We start from the raw sequence: 17,056 nt of genomic DNA on the forward strand, positions 1-17,056 counted from the left end.
GGTCGCCGTCAGACCGAAAAGCTGGAACCGCAGCCGCAGCCGGAGGCGGCGTTGGGATTGGTGACCCGGAAGGCCGCACCGCCCAGCGATTCGACATAGTCGACCGCGCCGCCGCGCACGAGGTCGAGGCTCATCGGATCGACCACCAGCGTCACGCCATCGCGGGTGGCGACGGTGTCGTCCTCGGCCGGGGCGTCGGCCAACTCGAATTTGTATTGGAAGCCGGCACAGCCGCCGCCGTCGATCGCGAGCCGCAATATGGCCGGCTTGCCGGTCTTGCTGGCGATCAGGGCGACCCGCGCCGCAGCGGACGGGGTCAGGTCGATGTCGGGCGTTGCGTCCATGCCATCAAGATAGGAATGAAAAGGGCTACCGGCAATCGCCGGCGGCCGATTCTCTTGCCGCCGGGAAGAAGATCAGTTCTCGGGACCGCCCTGGGCGATGTCCGAAGTCTGCTCGTTGACGGCCATGATGTAGTTGGCCGACTGCAGGAACGGCACCGGGTTGACCGCGCGGCCGTCGATGCGGACCTCGTAATGGAGGTGGTTGCCGGTCGAACGGCCGGTCGAGCCGACATAGCCGATCAGATCGCCGCGCTTGATCCGCTGGCCGGGATGGGCGGCGATGCGCGACATGTGGCCGTAGCGGGTCGAGATGCCTTTGCCATGCTCGATCTCGACCATGTTGCCATAGCCGCCGAACCATTCGGCGCGATCGACCATGCCGTCGGCGGTCGCATAGATCGGGGTGCCGCTGGGCGAGGCGAGGTCGATGCCGGCATGCATCGCAGCCGACCCGGCGAACGGGTCGGAGCGGACGCCGAAGGCGCTCGAGAAGGTGAATTTGGCGATCGGCAGGATCGACGGGATCGAGATCGCACCGGTGTTCGCGACGTTGACCGTGTCCAGCTTCTTCCACGACTGGAAGATCGCCTGGAACTGCGCGGCGGCCTGCGCGTTGGGGGAAAGATCGCCGTCCTGTGCCAGGGCAGGCGTAGCCGACGCCGACAGCAGCAGCGCTGCGGCGAACGCTTTCGCGCGGATCATCGGGGTCGAGCAGGTGAACAGGCGCCGAAGCGTCGGAAGAACAGTACCAAGGAAGAGCATAATTCCCCCGACATCGGAACATTTGCCCGAACCGGATCACCCGGCCGGACCCTGTTGTGCCGACGTCAGGAAATGCCCCCCCTCACGCGACGGATGGTTTGTGAGAAAGATCACAGGGGGCGGCAACCCCGGCCATCATCTCTTTCGTTAAACCGGCTCTGTCGCGCGCCGAGTCGTTGAACGGAGGCTTAACCGCGCCGCGGAAGTGTAACCGGACCATCGATTGCCAACTCCGCGCGCAATCGATTCGCGCTGCGTCGCACAAGAATCGAAACCAGCCGACCCCGGCCGCAACATGATCGACCTCGTCGTCGGCGATGCGGCGCATGACGCTGGCCGATCGCTCGTCGCCGGCGGCTTCGAAACGGCTTATCAATGAAGGGGTTACGTCCAGGCCCCGCGCTTCGAGAACCATCGGCACCACGGCCAGCCGGGCAAGCGGATCATGCGCCGTCTCGGCCGCCGCCTCCCATAGCCCGTCATGCGCGGGGAGGTCTCCATAGCGTGCGCCATAGGCCTTCAGCCGCCTTTCGATCAGCGCGAAGTGCATCGCTTCCTCGGCGCCGACCGCGATCCATTCGTCGACGAAGCGTTGCGGGAAATGCCCGCCGAACCGGCCCACCAGATCGAAGGCCAGGTCGATCGCGACATATTCGATATGGGCGAGCGCATGGAGCATCGCGATCCGGGCGCGGGGCGAGCCGGCGCGTCCGCGCTTGGGCATGCGCGACGGCGGCAGCAGCGGCGGGCGATCGGTGCGGGCCGGGCAGTCGGGCATCGCCGTGGCGAAGCCCCATGGAATCCGGCCGAGCCGCCAGTCGCGAGCGGCCCGGCGCGCCGCCTTCACCTTGGCGATCGGTTCAGGTTCGTCGAGCACGGCCCGGCAGACGGCCGAGATGTCGGGGAGCATCAGAGTGAATCCAACAAGGTGGCGGTACCAACCCCGGCAAGCGGACCGGCTTCGTCGAAAGCCTCATGGAGCGCGAGGATCGAGCGGACGTGCCGCCGTGCCACGGCGAGGCGGTCGTCGCCATAGCCGCCGCCGAGCACGCTGGCCAGCGGGATGCCGCGCCGCCGCGCCTGCCGCATCACGAAGCGGTCGCGGTCGCCCAGCCCCTCGTCGCTGAGCGCGAGTCGGCCGAGCCGGTCGTCCCGATGCGGGTCGACCCCGGCCTGGTAAAGGATCAGGTCGGGCGCGAAGATGTCGATTGCGGCGGGCAGGTGCGCCGCCAGCGCCGCCAGATAATCGGCGTCGCCGGTCGCGTCGGGCAGCCCCAGGTCGAACGAGGACCGGGCCTTGCGCGCTGGGAAGTTGCGCTCGCTGTGGATCGAGAAGGTGAAGATGTCGGGACGGCCGGCGGTCAGCACCGCTGTCCCGTCGCCCTGGTGGACGTCGAGGTCGACGATCATGATTCGCGCGGCGTCGCGCTCGGCGATCAGTCGGTTGGCGGCGATGGCGAGGTCGTTGAACACGCAATAGCCGGCGCCGCTGTCCGCCATCGCATGGTGGCTGCCGCCCGCGCCGTTGGCGGCATAGCCGTGCCGCAGCGCCAGCTTCGCCGCCAACCAGGTGCCGCCGGGGGCGAGGAAGGCGCGCCGCGCCACCCGCTCGGTAACCGGGAAGCCGATCCGCCGCGCCTTGTCCGGCGGCACCCGGCAGGCGGCGACCTCGGCCACATAGTCGGGATCGTGGACAGCCTCGATCCAGTCTCGCGGCATCGCTTCGGGCTGGTGGAGGTGTGGAGCGGCCCCGCTCTCGGTCAGCGCATGCATCACCAGTCCATATTTGTCGAAGCTGAAGCTGCTTCCCGGCGAGGCCGGCGAGACATAATGAGGGTGGTGAACGACATGCAGCATCTTGCCTCATTATCCGATTTTGCCGATGGAAAGCCATGAACGAGGAATTTGTCCGCCCCGACGTCCGCGCCTTTCTCGACGACATCAACAATCGCGCCGGCCCCAAGACCTATGAGGTCGACCCGCCGGCCGCGCGCGAGATGTCGGCCCGGCTGCGCGTCTTCGCGGATGTCGACAGCCCGCCGATCACGACCCGCGAGGATCTGTTCATCGCGACCCACGACGGCCGGTCGATCCCCGCACGATTCTACGATCCGCGCCCTGAGCGCGACGAAGGGCCGCTGGTCGTCTTCTTCCACGGCGGCGGCTTCGTGCTCGGCGACATCGAGCTGTACGACGCGGCGGCGGCGGACATCGCCATCGGGCTCGACCTGCCGGTGTTGTCGATCGACTATCGGCTTGCCCCCGAGCATCCCTGGCCTGCGGGCCCGGACGATTGCGAGGACGCGACCCGGTGGGTCGCCGAGCAGGGCATGCTGTTCGGACGCCGCTTCAACGCACTGGCGCTGTGTGGCGACAGCGGCGGCGGCACGCTGTCGATCGTCACCGCGATGGCGCTGCGCAACCACCCCGCCGCGCTGCCGGTGATCGCGATCTGGCCGCTTTATCCCGCGGTCGACCTGCGCAAGCGCTATCCGTCGACCGAGCGGCTGGGCGAGGGCTATATGCTCAACCTCGACACGCTGCGCTGGTTCAACGGCCATTATGCACCCGACTTCAACCATTGGCGCGCCTCGCCTCGGCTTGGCGACCAGCGCGGCATGCCGCCCGCGCTGGTCGTGACGGCGACGCTCGATCCGCTGCTCGATCAGGGGCGGGCCTATGCGATGGCCTGCATCGAGGCGGGCGTGCCGGTGGTCTATCGCGAGGCCAAGGGCAATATCCACGGCTGGCTCACGCTTCGCCGCGCGATTCCCTCGTCGGAGGACGACCTGCGCGGCTGCCTCACCGCCTTCCGGATGATGATCGAGGAATATCGGCCGTGAAGAAGACGCTTCCCTATCGCCCCGCTGCGGCGATCATGCTGCTCAATGCCGAGGACAAGGTGTTCGTGGCGCAGCGGATCGACAGTGCGCTCGAGGCCTGGCAGATGCCGCAGGGCGGGCTCGATCCGGACGAGGAGCCGCAGGCCGGCGCGCTGCGCGAGCTCCAGGAGGAGACCGGCATCAGGCCCGAGCTCGTCGAGATACTGGCCAAGGCGCCGGAGGTCCTGTTCTATGACCTGCCGCCCGAGCTGATGGGCAAGATCTGGGGCGGCCGATACCGCGGGCAGGCGCAGCACTGGTTCGTCGCACGCTTCCTCGGCACCGACGCCGATGTGAACCTCGACACGCCCGAACCCGAATTCCGCGCGTGGAAATGGGCCGAGGCCGGCGAGCTGGTCGACCTGATCGTGCCGTTCAAGCGCGCGCTCTATACGCGGGTGATCGAGACGTTCCGCGATCATCTGCCGCGCTGATCCATCGGCTGCGAATCTGCGCTACTGATAATCACTTGCAGAAATAAACGACAAGGATTAGCGGCTCCCCATCAGAAAGGGGAAAGATGATCCGTCCGTTCCGCATCGCCGCGTCCGTCTCGGCGCTCGCCATCGCCATGCCCGCCCTGGCCCAGGTCTCGCCTGACGCCGCTGCCGAAACGGCGAAGGAAGACATCGTCGTCACCGCAGCGCGCAGCATCCTGCCGGCCAATGCGCTGCCGCTGACCATCGACATCGTCGGCAAGTCCGAACTCGACCAGCAGATGTCGATCTCCGGATCGGTGATCGATTCGATCGCGACGCTGACGCCGTCCTTCTCGCCGACCCGGCAGAAGATGTCCGGCGCGGGCGAGACGCTGCGCGGCCGCTCGCCGCTCTATGCGATCAACGGAATCCCGCAGACCACCCCGCTGCGCGACGGCAGCCGCGACGGCTTCACCATCGACGGCTTCTTCATCGACCGGGTCGAGGTGATCTACGGTTCGAACGCGTTGCAGGGCGTCGGCGGTACCGGAGGCATCGTCAACCAGGTGACGGTCGCGCCGCCGACCGCCGAAGGGTTCGGCGGTCGCGTGCTGTTGCAGGGCAATGCCGACGATCATTTCCGCAAGGACGGCCTGGGCGGAAAGGCCGCTGGGCTGATCCAGTATCGCAAGGACCGCTTCGACGCGACGGTCGGCGCCGCCTATGAGAAGCGCGCGGTCTTCTACGACGGTGACGGTCGCCGGGTCGGCGTCAACCTGACCCAGGGCGAAACCCAGGATTCGCGGACGCTCTCGCTGTTCGGGCGGTTCGGCTACCAGCTCGGCGACACCGGCCGCATCGACCTGATCGCCAGCCGTTACGAGATGAAGGTCGACGGCGACTATATCGCTGTGGCGGGCAATAAGGCGGCGGGCCTGCCGACAAGCGCCACGCGCGGCAACCCGCCGCTCAAACCCGCCGAGAGCCGCACCGAAAGCGTCGCGCTCTCGGTCACCGACACCGATCTCGGCGGCGGCAACTTCGTCAGCCAGCTCTTCTTCAACCGGACCCGCGATACCTTCGGCGGCGAGCCGGTTACGCAGGCGACCTTCCAGGATCCGACGATCGCGCCGGTCGGCGCGCTGTTCGACCAGTCGCAGAACCGGTCGCGCAAGCTCGGCTTCAAGATCAGCTATGAGCGCGCGCTTCCCGGTTTCGAGGCATTGACCGGCACGCTCGGCTTCGACGCCCTGTTCGACAAGACCGAGCAGCGGCTGATCGCCACCAACCGGATCTGGGTGCCGCCCAGCGATTTCCGCAGCCTCGCGCCCTTCGCCCAGCTCAACCTGGCCCTGTTCGACGAGAAGCTCCGCGTGGCGGGCGGCGCGCGCTGGGAGAATGTCCAGATCAAGATAGACGACTTCCGGACGCTGGCCTCGACTACGGTGACGGCAGCCAATCCGACGGCCTATGGCGGCGTCACGGTCGGGGGCGGCAAGCCGAAATTCGACGACGTGCTGGTCAATGGCGGCATCATCTTCGAGCCGTGGAAGGGCATTCGCGCCTATGCCAGCTATGCCGAGGGTTTCACCGTCGCCGACATCGGACGCATCACCCGCTCGATCGGCAAGCCCGGCATCGATCTCGACAATTATCTCGATATCAGCCCGGTCATCTCGAACAACCGCGAGGTTGGCGTCGAGGTGAAGCGCGGCCCGCTCGACGCGAGCGTCACCTATTTCTGGTCGTCGAGCAACCAGGGCCAGATCCTCGTCGCCGGCAGCGACGGCATCTTCAACGTCATCCGGCAGCGGGTCGAGATCGAGGGGCTGGAGCTCAATGCCGGCGTCCGTATGCCGATCGACGGGCTGAGGCTGTCGGTGGGCTACGCCCATATCAAGGGCCGCTACGACGCCAGCGCCACGCCCGACGGCACGGCCGGCACCGACCTCGACGGCGCCAACATATCGCCCGATCGCCTGAACCTCGCCGCCAGCTTCAACCGGGGTGCGGTCTCGGCGCGGGTACAGACCAACTTCTATCTGAGCCGGACGTTCCGGAGCAGTGAGATCGTGCTCGACCCGCGCAACAGCTTTGGCGGCTACGACCTGACCGACGCGAGCATCCGCTACCAGACGCGGCTGGGCGGTTTCACCTTCTCGGTCCAGAATCTTTTCGACAAGCAGTATATCGATTACGCCTCCTCGACGCAGCGCCCGACCGACAATTTCTTCAACTTCGCCGGCCGGGGCCGCAACTTCACGCTTAGCTGGGACTATCGCTTCTGAGCCTGCTCGACACGCTGCATCGCTGGACCGGCGGGCTGATCGGGCTGGTGCTCGCCCTGTTGGGGCTGACCGGCGCGATCCTCGTCCATCGCGATGCCTGGATAGGCCTGCCGCATGCGTCGGACGCCCGCGTCGCCGACGCGGGGGCGCTCGCCGCCGCGACCGCGCGGCTGATGGCCGATCCGGCGGCGCGGCCGCAGAGCATCCTCTATGCCAGCGACGGCTTCGGTCTGCTGCGCCTGTCTTACGCCAAGGGCGCGGGCGCCTATGCCGATCAGGCGGGCAACATCGTCAGCCGCTGGGACAGACAGTGGGAACGGCCCGAGCTGTGGCTGTTCGACCTCCACCACCATCTCTTCGCCGGCGACGCGGGCGAAGTGGTGATCGGCATCGCCGCGCTGTGCGGTCTGTTCTTCGTGATATCGGGCGTGATCCTGTGGTGGAGGACGCGCAAGACCTTCGAATGGCGGCTATGGCCGAGGCGGATGAGCCGGCCGGCGATCGTCCGACATCATCGCGACCTCGGCATCGTCATGGCCCCGCTGCTGGCGATGTCGCTCTACACTGGCGCGGTGATGATCTTCCGGCCGGTTGCCGTCGTGGCGCTGGGCCCCGGCACCTCCGCCGCGGTCGAGCGGGCGATGAAGCCGCCGAAGCCGCTGGGCGTGCCGCTGTCCGACCGGATCGACTGGGCCGGGATCGTCCGCGCCGCGCATGCGCGCTTCCCCGATGCCGAGCTGCGGCTGCTCAGCCTGCCGCGCAAGGACAGCGGCCTGATCGCGGTGCGGATGCGCCAGCCCGAGGAGTGGCTGCCCAATGGCCGGACGATGCTGTGGTTCGCGGCCGACAGCGGACGGCTGGTCGCCGCGCGCGACGCCCGCGGCTTCGACCGGCAGGCGCGCGGCTACAACATGATCTACCCGCTCCACGCGGCGAAGGTCGGCGGCCTGGGCTGGCGGATCGTCATCACCCTGTCGGGGCTGGCGCTCGCGTTGCTCGGCAGCCTCGCGGTGTGGAGTTTCTGGTTCCGGCGGCCGAAGCCGAGGCGCCCGCTATAAGGCCTTCGCGGCGGCGAGCACCTCCTCGGCGTGGCCCTTGACCTTCACCTTGCGCCAGATGCGCGCGATGGTGCCGTCCTTGCCGATCAGGAAGGTCGCGCGGTCGATGCCCATATATTGGCGGCCGTAGAGCGACTTCTCGATCCAGGTGCCGAACGCCTCGCACACGCTGCCGTCGCTGTCGGAGGCGAGGCGGAGCTTCAGGCCATATTTGTCGATGAACTTCTGGTGGCGCGCGGCGCTGTCCTTCGACACGCCGATGATCGTCGCGCCCGCCCTGGCGAAATCGTCGGCCAGCGCGGTGAAGCCTTGCGCCTCGGTGGTGCAGCCCGGCGTGTCGTCCTTCGGGTAGAAATAGAGGACGAGGATCTTGCCCGCCTCTCCGGCGACACTCGTCTTGCTGCCGTCGGGCAGGTCGAGCGTCACGTTGGGGGCCTTGTCGCCTTCCTTGAGCATCGCATGTCTCCTGAATCAGGAGACCTTTAGGACGGGGCGAAGGGGGACTTCAACCGTTCGTCGCCATCGTCCGCGCAACCGCTGCGCGCCAGCTCTCCTGCACGATCACCCGCGCGGCGCCGTAATCGGCTTCCAACCCGTCCCAATGGTCATGGCCGCAGAGGCGGGCGACGGTCGGCCGCTGTTCGGGCGTGGGTTCCCCGCCGCCCGGTGACAGCAGGTCGAACACCATCAGCAGCCGGACGAGCGTCGCGTGCGCGCCGGCTGCCGCCGGATCGAGCAGCCCCGCCCGGACCTGTGCGCCGACCGCCGTGCGCAGCTTCGGATCGACGCCGGCATGGTGGCCGAGCTGGTTGAGCCGGACCGCGAGGTCGAGCTCGGCCAGCCCGCCGCGTACCCGCTCGACGTCATAGGGGCCGCTGGCCAGCTTCCGGCGGGGAATGCCGCAAGGTTCGGCAAGCCCGCGCCGCATCGCTGCCAGCGCCGCCGTGCGGGCCGTATCCGGACCGTAGACCGGCCGCGCGCGGCTTAGCGCGATCGGATTCCGTATCTCCGCGTCGAAACCCTCGACCGGGCAGGGAGGCTGCCACGAGGCGATCGGGTGGAGCGTTGCCATGGCGGCGCTGATCCGCGCGGCCGCCCGCCCATAATAGGCATCGGCGTCGAGCGGGCTGCGACCGTCGCTCCGCGTCTCGCGGTCGCCGGTGAACAGATAGGCGAGGTCGAGGCGGGACTGGCTCGTCAGCGCGCCGGCGCCGAAAGGGCCGAGGGCCAGGATGACGAGGTCCGATCCCGGTATGGCGCCGTGATCCTCGCGCATCCGCGCCAGCGCGTCGGCGGCGATCGCGCGCAGCGCCGCCTCGGCGAGGCGGGCATGGGCCGCGGCGAGATCGAGCGGATCGGCCGTCCGCTCGATCAGCCGCAGCCCCAGGCCGAAGCGATGTGCTTCGACCGTGCGCGCGATCCGCGAGGGTCCCGCCTGCCGGTCGTCGAGACCGATCAAATGGCCGAACTCGGTATCGAGATCGGCAGGCGGGGGCAGCGGCGCGGAGGCGCTGCCGTCGATCAGCCGGCGGATCAGTGCCGGCTGGGCGATCAGGGAAGGTGACAGGCCCGGCGCATCGCCAAGCAGCTCGATCAACGCACGAAGCGAGGTGGAGAGGGCAATGTCGGCGGGCTGTCGAGCGACGATGATGTCGAGCGTGGCGAGCATGCCGTCGGGGTCCCGTGACTGGCCGAGCCTCGCGAGCAGGCCGGGCAGCAGCGCGTCGAACGCGTCGCGGTCGGTCGGGGCGATCCGCCAGCCGCGCAGCCGCTGCGCCGCATTGACCGGATCGGCGCAGCCCGCATCGGCCAATTGCACCTCGATCGGATCGTCGACCCCTGGATGGAGCAGCGCGCGGACCTCTTGCGACAACACGGCGTGGAGGCGATCGGCGTCAGCGCGAAGGGGCGCCATCAGCGCCATCAGCGCGGTGGCGGCCAGCATCTCGTCGCTGAAGCGCACGGTCGAGATGCCGAGCCGGGCCGGGAGCGCCAGCAGTCTTTCGACGTCGATGAAGACCTTGCCCAGATCGACATGGGCTTGACGGAAGGCGCGGCGGGCCTGCGGTTGCGGGCCGGCAGGATCGGACAGGTGCTCGATCAGTTCGGCTGCCCGGGCTGCGAAATCGTCCAGCCGGGCGAACAGCGGATCGATGCGGGCGGCGCCGGGCCGGGTGCGCAGGTCGAGGCAGCGCCGCTCCAGTTCCGCCAGCAGGCGGGTGGCGCCGGGGCCGGGACCGCCGTCGGGAAGGGCCGGAACCCGTAGGGCGGGTTCGTGCCTCATGGCCGCACCGGGCGGAGGAAAAGGGGGCGCCCCGATACGCTGGGGCGCCCGTCGATGAATACGACCATCGATGATCTCACGCTACGCAACACGCACTTCAATGATGATCGGGATAGCAGCGAGTCTTTAAGCTCGGGTGCGCGAGACTGGTTAAAATCGGGGTACCATATTTTCCCCGCTGTTCGTCCCCAAGCCGGAACGAGCCCGCATTTCCGCGCTGTTCTCGCTTCAGCCCGCGGAAGAGACCCGTTTCCATTCGTGGCGGATCAGCGCGCGGGCGGTTTCATAGGCCTTAACCAGCGATGGCCAGTCGGCCTGTCCGCAGGTCCGCGCCACAAGCGCCTGCGACGCCTCGGGAGGCTCGGTCGACGCAGGCGACACGAGCCGCAACGTGACGAGCATCCGGGTCAGCAGCTCGTGCGCGGGAATCACCGCCGGATCGAGCAACCCCTGGTCGGCGAGCAGCCGCATCGCGGAGCGCAGCCGTGGATCGAAGCCGGTGCGGTGGCGGAGCTGCAGCAAATGGACGGTGAACTCGGCATCGACGAGCCCGCCGTCGATCAGCTTGACGTCGAACGGGCTGGACGGCGGCTTGTGGCGGGCGATCTCGCCGCGCATCTTGACGACGTCGGCGAGCAGCGCGACCGGGTCTCGGTCGCGGCCCAGCGCTTCGGCGATGATCGCGTCGACCCGCGCGCGCGCCTTCGCCGATCCGAAGATCGTGCGCGCCCGGGTCAGCGCCATATGCTCCCAGGTCCAGGCGCTCTCTCGCTGATATTGCGCGAAACTGTCGATCGATGCAGCCAGCGGCCCCTGCGTGCCCGATGGGCGCAGCCTCGTGTCGACCTCGTAGAGCGGGCCGGCGGCGGTCGGGACCGACATCGCCGCCGAGACGCGCTGCGCCAGCCGGTTGAAATAGGTGGTGGCGCCGAGCGGCTTGGGGCCGTCCGATTCGGCCATGAAGTCGCCGTTGAACAGATAGACGATGTCGAGGTCGGAGGCATTGGTCAGCGCGCCGCCGCCGAGCCGGCCGAGCGCCACGATCAGCAGCTCGCCGCCCGGAATCCGGCCATGGTTCGCCTCGAACTCGGCGACGGTCGCGCTCGCCAGCACGGTGAGTGCGGCTTCCGCCACCCGGGCATAGCCCTGCGCCACGTCGAGCGGGTCGGACACCGCTTCGATCAGTTGGACGCCGAGCGCGAAGCGCCGCTCGCCGACCCGCTGGCGGACGCTGTCGAGCAGCAGCTCGTAATTGTCGCTGCGCTCGCTATCGCCGAACTCGGCGACCAGTTCGTCCTGCGGTGGGGGCGGTGCCAGCGCCGTCGCGTCGATCAGCCCGTCGAGCAACGCGGGGCGGCGGCCCAGCGCCTGCGACAGCGCCGGGGCATGGCTCAGCACGTCGATCAGCGCACGGGCGAGGGCGGGGCGGGCCTGGAGCAGCCGGAACAGGTTGATCGCGCTCGGCAATCCGGCGACGAGGTCCTCGAAGCGGTTGAGCGCGTCCTGCGGCGACGGCGCCTTGCCGAGCGCGGCGATCAGCGTCGGCAGCATCGCCTCCAGCGCGTCCTGCGCCACCGGCGTCCGCAGCGAGCGGCTCTTGCCGTCGCGCATCACCTCGATCCGCAGCCGGGCGGCCGACGGATCGGCGAAGCCCGCCTCCTCCAGCGCCGCTTCGAGCTGGTCGGGCTGGACGGGCAGGCGCGCCTCGCCGTCATTGTCGAGCCCGTCATAGACGGTGCCGACCCGGTCGACATGCGGGCGCAGCAGCTCGACCAGCGCAGGCCCGTCGTCGAGCCCGTGCAGCCGCGCGACATTGTCGAGCGCTTCCATCTGCTTGGGGAGTTGGTGGGTCTGGTGGTCGTCGACCATCTGGAGCCGGTGCTCGATGGTGCGGAACAGGCGATAAGCCTCGGCCAGGTCGGCGGCCGCATCGGCATCGATCCGCCCCGCCTCGCTCAGCGCGCGCAGCGCGTCGAGCGTCGCCGGCGCGCGGAGCTGCGGTTCGCGTCCGCCATGGATGAGCTGGTGAATCTGCGCGAAGAATTCGACCTCGCGGATGCCGCCGCGCCCGCGCTTCAGGTCGTAGCCCGGCCCCAGCACCTGCCCCCGCGAATAATGGTCGCGGATGCGGCGGGAAATCTGCCGGATCTCGCGCACCGCGCCGAAATCGAGCGAGCGGCGCCAGACGAAGGGTCGGATCGCCTCCAGAAAGCCTTGCCCCAGCGCGATATCGCCGGCGGCGGCGCGGGCGCGGATGAAGGCGGCGCGTTCCCAGGGCAGCGCCGCCGATTCATAATAGCTGAGCGCGGCATCGACCGGCAGGGCGAGCGGCGATACTTCCGGCGAGGGACGCAGCCGCAGATCGACCCGGAAGACATAGCCATGCTCGTCGCGGCTCTGGAGCAACTCGACGATCCGCCGCGCGATACGCACGGCGGCCTCGACCGGCTCCTCACGCGCCCGGTGCGGCAGCGTCCTGGGGTCGAAGATCAGGATCGGGTCGATGTCCGAGGAATAGTTGAGTTCGCCGCTGCCGTGCTTGCCGAGCGCCAGTACCGCGAAGCCGCCCGGTTCGGCGTCGGGGGTGCGTTCGGCGATGGCGGCTCGGATCGCCGTGTCGAGCGCATGATCCGCGAAGGCCGACAAATGGCCGACGACCTCTTCCAGCGTCGCCATTCCCGACAGGTCGGCGAGCGCGGTGGCGAGTGACACGACCTGGCGCTGCCGGCGCAGCATCTTGCCGACGTCGTCCGAATGCGCGGCGGCGAGGCCATCGCGGATCGCGCGGTCGAGGCCATGGTCGCGCACCGCTGCGACGATCTCGGGATGCCGGCCGACGAGGCTCGACAGGAACGGGGAGAAATCACCTATCCTTTCCAGCGTCTTGGAAAAGACATGCTCGTCGACGCGCACGGTCATCCTTTCATCGCATAAGCGATTCGGACGGGAGTGCAACATTGGGAAACATGGCCGGCTTATTGCGTTATGTTAGTCATGGAAAAACCGACGCCCTCCCATTTGTCCATGCAGGCGAATATCTCCCGGTCGCGGACGATTCAGGCGCCGCAACGCTATGAAGGCATCGGCAATGCGTTGCGGTCGGCGTTCGATCCGGGCAGTTACGGCCTCCCTGACGAGCTGACGCGGCTACTGTCGAAGCTCGACGGTAAATAGGACAGGAGTCCGCCGGCCCGCGCGGGTGCGCACGGGCCGGCTTGCCGGGCTATTCCTTGCTGAGAAAGTCGACGTCGGCCATGATCTGCTGGAGCGTCGTGGTCGACGGGTCGGTCTTGTGCTCGCGTCGCGAGGGCAACTGGCCATGGTCGAGCAGCTGCTCGAGCGCGGCGCGCCCACGGGCGACCCGACTCTTGATTGTTCCCACCGCGCATCCGCAGATTTCGGCCGCTTCCTCATAGGCGAAACCGCCGGCACCGACGAGGATCAGGGCCTCGCGCTGCGGCTGGGGCAGGTGCATCAGCGCGCGCTGCATGTCGGCCAGCTCGATGTGGCGGTCCTGCGACGCAGGGGCCGCGAGCATCTTGTTGGCGGTATGCTCGTCCCATTCGCCGCGGAAGCGGGCACGCCGCATCTGCGACAGGAACAGGTTGCGCAGGATGATGAAGGTCCAGGCCCGCATATTGGTGCCCGCCTGGAAGCGCTTGCGCGCCGCCCACGCCTTCATCAGCGTTTCCTGGACGAGGTCGTCGGCCAGATCGCGATTGCCCGACAGTGAGCGGCCGAAGGCGCGAAGGTGGGGAATCACCCGCGCAAGCTCCTCCTTGAACTCGTCGTCAGACAGGGCGACCAGCTCGCCGCGCGGCGTCTCGACGCCGTCGACGTCCTGATCCTCGTCATCCATATGGTCTATAACCCCAGCTGAAGCGTTTGCCGCCATGGCGGCCTGGGCCTGTCCTGCCATCCGATCCCCATTGTCCGGGCGGGACGACTCGTGTCGTCCATTCTGCCAGGTCAACGTCCGTTCGGCGGGCGGGTTCCAATGCAATCGCGCCCGAAACGATATCCTTCAAGCTTCGATCGTGGCCGCGTTGAAGAACAGCGCCTGGCTGATAGCGGCCTTTACCGTCGATCGCTGGAAGGGCTTGGTGATCAGGAAGGTCGGCTCGGGCCGCTCGCCGGTCAGGAGCCGCTCCGGGAAGGCGGTGATGAAGATGACGGGCACGCTGAACTCGGCCAATATGTCCTTGACCGCGTCGATGCCCGAGCTGTCGTCGGCAAGCTGGATGTCGGCGAGGACGAGCCCGGGGCGGTGGGCATGCGCCTGGGCCACCGCCTCGTCGCGGGTCACTGCGACGCCGCTGACGCTATGGCCGAGATCGCGAACGATGGTTTCCAGGTCCATCGCGATGATCGGTTCGTCCTCGATGATCAGCACGTCGGTCCGGGTCTGGCGGTCGATCTCGGCGATCGCGTCGGCGACCAGCGACTCGACCTCCTCCGGGCTCGTCTCGATCAGATAGGCGGTGTCGGCGACGGTGAAGCCTTCCATCGCGGTCAGCAGCAGCGCCTGGCGCGACAGCGGCGTGATCGCGTTGAGCCGCGCCTGGGCGATCGCCTCGCGCTCGGCATCGACGGTCGGGGATTCGATCTCGTCATAATTGGCCGAGGTCCAGATGGCCTGGAAGGTGCGGTAGAGGCCGACCCGGACGTCGACCCCATCGGGAAAGCTGTCGGGAGAGGCGACGATCGCTTCGAGCGTGGCCCTTACATAATTGTCGCCGTGGCTCTGACTGCCGGTGAGCGCCCGGGCATAGCGACGCAGGAAGGGCAGGTGGGGGGCGAGTTTCTGGCCGAGCGACATGGGTATCAACACTCCCTGGATTCATCGACGCGGGTGGCTGCCGCCACACGGGCAAGGAGGGTAGCCGCCCTGCCGGTGTCGCGGAAGCCGCCCAGGGCTTCCAATGACGAATGTGTAAAAAGAGACATTCCCATCATGGAACCAACGGACGACTTTTTTGTTTCATGCATGATGCTCGTTTTACCACGTCGTGTAAAATGGTACGCATCCGGATCGATCCAAGAGGGGCGGTATCCAAAGCCGTTGCATTGGAGAGTGTTGGACAACGAGATGCAGGTCAGGGGCGTGGGCCGGTTGGCTAATCAGGATCAGTCGAACGAACCGGCGAACGACACCGGTGGAGGCAAGGCGGCCAGGAAGCGGAAGAGCGATCCTGTACGGGACGCCTCCGTCGGCGCTGCCTTGCGGTCCGTTTATTCGCAAACGGTCGATGAAGCCATTCCCGCGGAATTCCTGGATCTGCTGAACAAGCTCGATTGATCATGTCCCCGACAGTCGCCTTCAGGACGGGTCGGGCCAGAGGGGCGGGCCGCCCCCGCGGATGAAGCAGCCCGCCAAACTGGCTTTTGCCCGCTTGTCCACCGGCACCAAGATGCTGCTGATCCTGTCGGCGGCGATGCTGCCCCTCGGCTTCATCGCGTTGCTGACCTCGCTCGACATGGCGCGCTCGGCTTCGGCCGAGCAGCGCATGGCGGTCCGGACCGGGATGGCTTTCCACGCCACCCGTGTCGAGATGGTGATCGACCGCGGGCGTGATGCGGTGCGCTCCGCCCGGGCCAGCCTGCAGCCGGCCTCGGCGCTTTGCGCGTCGATCGCGCGGCAGGTGCGTCTCGATCGCGGCAGCCGGCCGCCGCTGGCGATCTTCGATGGCGAGGGGCGGAGGATCTGTCAGTCGCACGGCGCGCCGATCGATCGGATAGCGCCGGTCGATCCGAAGGGCGACCATGTCTGGCTCGACCTCCAGCGCCGCAGCTTCCGCTTCACCGCCGCTGCGCCCGACCGCAGCCTGCTGTTCGAGGCGGACATTCCGCTCGCGGAGATACGCTTCGCCATCGGTTCGGGCGGCGGCCTGCCGCTCAACCGGATGATTCTGCGGCAGGGGCCGGTCGATGTCGTGCTGGTCGACCATGGCGAGACCGCCGAGAAGGACATATTGCGGCTGTCGCAGCCGTTGGCCGGGAACCAGCTCGCGCTGATCGCCGAATATCGGCTGGCGCCGTCACGAGCCCGGACGATGCTTGTCGTCCTGCTGCCCCTGCTGATGTGGGCCGCCGCTGCCTTCACGGGGTGGCTGATCGTCAACCGGCTGCTGTTGCGCCCGCTCAGCCAGCTCAAGCAGTCGATCGACAGTTGGAAGGGCGGCCGCAGCTCGCTGCAATTGCCGCGGCTCACCACTCCCAGCCACGAGATACGCGACCTGGCCGAAAGCTTCGGCGCGGTCGCGGCGCGGATCCACGACCATGAGCAGGAACTGGAGGATGGCCTCGCCCGCCAGACGCGCCTCACGCGCGAGGTCCATCATCGGGTGAAGAACAACCTTCAGGTCGTCTCCAGCCTGATCAACCTGCACGCGCGCGGGGCCGAGGGGGCCGTCGCCGACGCCTATGGCGCAATCCAGCGTCGTGTCGACGCGCTCGCCGTCGTCCACCGCAACCATTATGCGGAGCTGGAGGAGAATAATGGCGTCTCCGTGCGGGCGCTGGCCGGTGAACTGGCGACCTCGCTCAGGGCGTCCGCGCCGGCGGGGGCCACCGGCATGCCGATCGCGCTGAACCTGATCGACGTGCAGGTGACCCAGGATGTCGCCGTGCCGGCCGCCTTCTTCATCACCGAGGTCGTCGAGCTGCTGATGCACTGCAATCCGCAAGGGTCGGTGCTGATCTCACTCCAGGGGACCGACCGGCCGGATCGTGCCAATCTGCGAATCGAGACGGTCGGCATGGCCGAAGGGGCGCTCGACGACTATCCCGGCATCGGCCGTTTCGAACGGGTCGTGACAGGTATAGCGCGCCAGTTCCGGGCGCCGCTGTCGCAGGATCTCCAGACCGGTCGCTTCGAAATCGAGATCAGCGTCCGGTCGTGAAGCGGCGCTCCGCGGTTTCCAAAAAATTTCTTGGGGGTGCGGAACAAGGGGGTGGCCGGCTCGTTCTGCTGTTCGGATAGCGATGCTTTGCCCCCCCGCTCCCGCTATCCGCTCGAC

General features: G+C 67.9%; 16 protein-coding genes. 7 read left to right on the top strand and 9 right to left on the bottom strand.

All coding sequences use genetic code 11. From position 1 onward, the window contains the following. Positions 1-8: 8 nt before the first annotated feature. From erpA to B5X82_RS05595, 4 genes are all read right to left on the bottom strand, one after another. Positions 9-344 (bottom strand): iron-sulfur cluster insertion protein ErpA, encoded by a 336-nt coding sequence (erpA, locus tag B5X82_RS05580; protein ID WP_079647117.1) that lies wholly within the window; start codon positions 342-344, stop codon positions 9-11. Between the two features lie 72 nt (positions 345-416). Further along, positions 417-1,046: a M23 family metallopeptidase gene (locus tag B5X82_RS05585; protein WP_223811016.1), complete on the bottom strand. Its 630-nt coding sequence runs from the start codon at positions 1,044-1,046 to the stop codon at positions 417-419. Between the two features lie 142 nt (positions 1,047-1,188). Next, on the bottom strand, positions 1,189-2,016 hold the full coding sequence (locus B5X82_RS05590) for a ferritin-like domain-containing protein (protein ID WP_079647119.1): 828 nt from the start codon (positions 2,014-2,016) through the stop codon (positions 1,189-1,191). Then, on the bottom strand, positions 2,016-2,963 hold the full coding sequence (locus B5X82_RS05595; RefSeq protein ID WP_079647120.1) for a histone deacetylase family protein: 948 nt from the start codon (positions 2,961-2,963) through the stop codon (positions 2,016-2,018). Before B5X82_RS05595 ends, B5X82_RS05590 begins: the two co-directional genes overlap by 1 nt. 35 nt (positions 2,964-2,998) lie before the next feature. Here B5X82_RS05595 and B5X82_RS05600 point away from each other — a divergent pair, with 35 nt between their 5' ends. From B5X82_RS05600 to B5X82_RS05615, 4 genes are all read left to right on the top strand, one after another. Further along, positions 2,999-3,949: an alpha/beta hydrolase gene (locus tag B5X82_RS05600; RefSeq protein WP_079647121.1), complete on the top strand. Its 951-nt coding sequence runs from the start codon at positions 2,999-3,001 to the stop codon at positions 3,947-3,949. Continuing rightward, positions 3,946-4,422 (top strand): RNA pyrophosphohydrolase, encoded by a 477-nt coding sequence (locus B5X82_RS05605; protein WP_079647122.1) that lies wholly within the window; start codon positions 3,946-3,948, stop codon positions 4,420-4,422. The genes B5X82_RS05600 and B5X82_RS05605 overlap by 4 nt, the downstream gene beginning before the upstream one ends. A gap of 86 nt (positions 4,423-4,508) precedes the next feature. Beyond that, positions 4,509-6,695 carry a TonB-dependent receptor gene (locus B5X82_RS05610; protein ID WP_079647123.1) on the top strand — a complete coding sequence of 729 codons (2,187 nt, stop codon included), beginning with the start codon at positions 4,509-4,511 and terminating at the stop codon, positions 6,693-6,695. Then, positions 6,692-7,753: a PepSY-associated TM helix domain-containing protein gene (locus tag B5X82_RS05615; protein WP_176152485.1), complete on the top strand. Its 1,062-nt coding sequence runs from the start codon at positions 6,692-6,694 to the stop codon at positions 7,751-7,753. Before B5X82_RS05610 ends, B5X82_RS05615 begins: the two co-directional genes overlap by 4 nt. Here the strand turns inward: B5X82_RS05615 and B5X82_RS05620 are convergent. From B5X82_RS05620 to B5X82_RS05630, 3 genes are all read right to left on the bottom strand, one after another. Beyond that, positions 7,748-8,209, bottom strand: a complete 462-nt coding sequence (locus tag B5X82_RS05620; RefSeq protein ID WP_079647125.1) for a peroxiredoxin — start codon at positions 8,207-8,209, stop codon at positions 7,748-7,750. The genes B5X82_RS05615 and B5X82_RS05620 overlap by 6 nt on opposite strands. A gap of 49 nt (positions 8,210-8,258) precedes the next feature. Beyond that, on the bottom strand, positions 8,259-10,037 hold the full coding sequence (locus B5X82_RS05625; RefSeq protein WP_079647126.1) for a glutamate-ammonia-ligase adenylyltransferase: 1,779 nt from the start codon (positions 10,035-10,037) through the stop codon (positions 8,259-8,261). A gap of 228 nt (positions 10,038-10,265) precedes the next feature. After that, positions 10,266-12,956 (bottom strand): bifunctional [glutamine synthetase] adenylyltransferase/[glutamine synthetase]-adenylyl-L-tyrosine phosphorylase, encoded by a 2,691-nt coding sequence (locus B5X82_RS05630; RefSeq protein ID WP_235862603.1) that lies wholly within the window; start codon positions 12,954-12,956, stop codon positions 10,266-10,268. A 75-nt stretch (positions 12,957-13,031) separates the two neighbouring features. Here B5X82_RS05630 and B5X82_RS26215 point away from each other — a divergent pair, with 75 nt between their 5' ends. Further along, positions 13,032-13,211 carry a hypothetical protein gene (locus tag B5X82_RS26215; protein ID WP_125725141.1) on the top strand — a complete coding sequence of 60 codons (180 nt, stop codon included), beginning with the start codon at positions 13,032-13,034 and terminating at the stop codon, positions 13,209-13,211. A 49-nt stretch (positions 13,212-13,260) separates the two neighbouring features. On the opposite strand, the gene B5X82_RS05635 is transcribed toward B5X82_RS26215, so the two are convergent. Continuing rightward, positions 13,261-13,896 (bottom strand): sigma-70 family RNA polymerase sigma factor, encoded by a 636-nt coding sequence (locus B5X82_RS05635; RefSeq protein ID WP_176152469.1) that lies wholly within the window; start codon positions 13,894-13,896, stop codon positions 13,261-13,263. 165 nt (positions 13,897-14,061) lie between these two features. After that, complete coding sequence (locus B5X82_RS05640) at positions 14,062-14,856, bottom strand: response regulator (protein WP_079647129.1); 795 nt, start codon at positions 14,854-14,856, stop codon at positions 14,062-14,064. A 135-nt stretch (positions 14,857-14,991) separates the two neighbouring features. Here B5X82_RS05640 and B5X82_RS27015 point away from each other — a divergent pair, with 135 nt between their 5' ends. After that, positions 14,992-15,336, top strand: coding sequence for a NepR family anti-sigma factor (locus B5X82_RS27015; protein ID WP_235862604.1), 345 nt, complete (start codon positions 14,992-14,994; stop codon positions 15,334-15,336). A 61-nt stretch (positions 15,337-15,397) separates the two neighbouring features. Beyond that, positions 15,398-16,939 carry a sensor histidine kinase gene (locus B5X82_RS05650; protein ID WP_079647130.1) on the top strand — a complete coding sequence of 514 codons (1,542 nt, stop codon included), beginning with the start codon at positions 15,398-15,400 and terminating at the stop codon, positions 16,937-16,939. The last annotated feature ends 117 nt before the right edge of the window (positions 16,940-17,056 follow it).

Source organism: Rhizorhabdus histidinilytica, from assembly GCF_900167915.1.
Classification (GTDB): domain Bacteria; phylum Pseudomonadota; class Alphaproteobacteria; order Sphingomonadales; family Sphingomonadaceae; genus Rhizorhabdus; species Rhizorhabdus histidinilytica.